Consider the following 1,402-nt stretch of genomic DNA (forward strand, 5'->3'; position numbering starts at 1 on the left):
GGAATGTTTTTCTTTGGCGCCGTGCAACTGATTTTTCTCGGCATTGTCGGCGAGTATGTGGGCGCCATCCACACGCAGGTGCTGGCGCGGCCACTGGTGATAGAAAAGGAACGGGTCAATTTTGACTAGTGCGTGACGCTGGCGCTTTGGTTCCTCCTGCACATCATCGCGGTTGAAATCTGAGGAATCCCCCCGAGCTACACTCTTCTACAATGAACCGAGGTTAATTGCATGAGCACACAGAACAGTTCGTCAGGCTTCGACCTGAAGGCCTTGGTCCAGCGGAACCCTGCCCTTGGGGCGTTGGCAGGCGTTTTTTTTCTGGTGGCCTTGAATTCGCTCTACAACTCCTTGGCTTCTGCTTTTGGAGTCGGGTTCCCGCACACTACTTTTCTTTTTACGCCCAATGACTTGTTCGCAGATTACTTCAAGGCTCTCTTCTCGTATCCCGGTGGGGAGAACATCCGCATCGAAGGTACTACGCGTTTGTCAAAAATGCTTGCGGGCTATCTTCATGATAACCCCTACGGCTCCGTTGAAAACCTCGCTTTGGGAAAGAATACCAATCTCCACGGGATGCCTCTGCCCACCATTTGGGCTTTGGGCAATGCGCGGCTCATGGCCGTGGTCTCCCCCTTCGTACTCTTCTTCCTCATGTCGCTACCCGTTCTTTTCGGGTTGTACTTCATCCTCCACAAAATTTCGCTCTCGGCGCGGGACAGGCTTACCTGGTGCGCACTCGCTGCCATCAGCTATCCTGTTCTTTTCATCACTACCCGGGGCCACCTGATAGCAGGAATGATATCAGTGCTGTTGATCGCCTTCGTCATGTTGATGTACACCAATAAGCTCCAATGGCTTGCCGTCCTGCTGCTGGCGATTGTGGTTAATCTGCGGCCAAACACAGTCATATTCGCATCGCTTCTGCTTATTGCATACCCCAGGAACATCATACGAAATTGCATTTTTTTTAGCACTGGCGTCTCTGACCATTCTTTTCTGCTCTTTCCTGCTGGCAACCAACCTATACCCAGACTATACTTTTAAGAATTTTTTAGTTGCCGTCTCTATATACCACGCAGGCTACGTCGCTGGCCCGGCAGGGCTTGCATACGGTTCTTCACTGCTTGGTGGCCTGAAGGTTCTTTTTGGATACAACCCACTCTTTGAATTACTCATCATCATATTTAGCCTAATCACGCTCGTTGCGTTTTCTGTATTGCTCTACATCGAAAAGCTGTCACGATCTTGCTATGTTTTTATTGTATGCGCTTTGTACGCACTTTGTCCTTCAGTCTTTGGCGACTACTATCTTCTTATTTTCCTCGCGCCGTTATTGTGCTTATATCTTGACAGGTTCTCCAGCATCTCTGCTGCTGACGACTGGAGCAACAGTGATCTG

The 1,402-nt window shown here is 49.9% G+C and carries 1 protein-coding gene and 1 pseudogene; both read left to right on the forward strand.

What is annotated here, in order from left to right:
* Positions 1–231: 231 nt before the first annotated feature.
* The gene (locus Q8O35_RS12885) at positions 232–1,047 is read left to right on the forward strand and encodes a hypothetical protein (protein WP_305573960.1); all 816 of its coding nucleotides are present in this window, start codon (positions 232–234) and stop codon (positions 1,045–1,047) included.
* Between the two features lie 95 nt (positions 1,048–1,142).
* Positions 1,143–1,196 (forward strand): annotated as a pseudogene (locus Q8O35_RS14860) (CRISPR-associated DxTHG motif protein); the annotation flags it as partial.
* Between the last annotated feature and the right edge of the window lie 206 nt (positions 1,197–1,402).

Source organism: Humidesulfovibrio sp., from assembly GCF_030689645.1.
In the GTDB taxonomy this organism is placed as follows: domain Bacteria; phylum Desulfobacterota; class Desulfovibrionia; order Desulfovibrionales; family Desulfovibrionaceae; genus Humidesulfovibrio.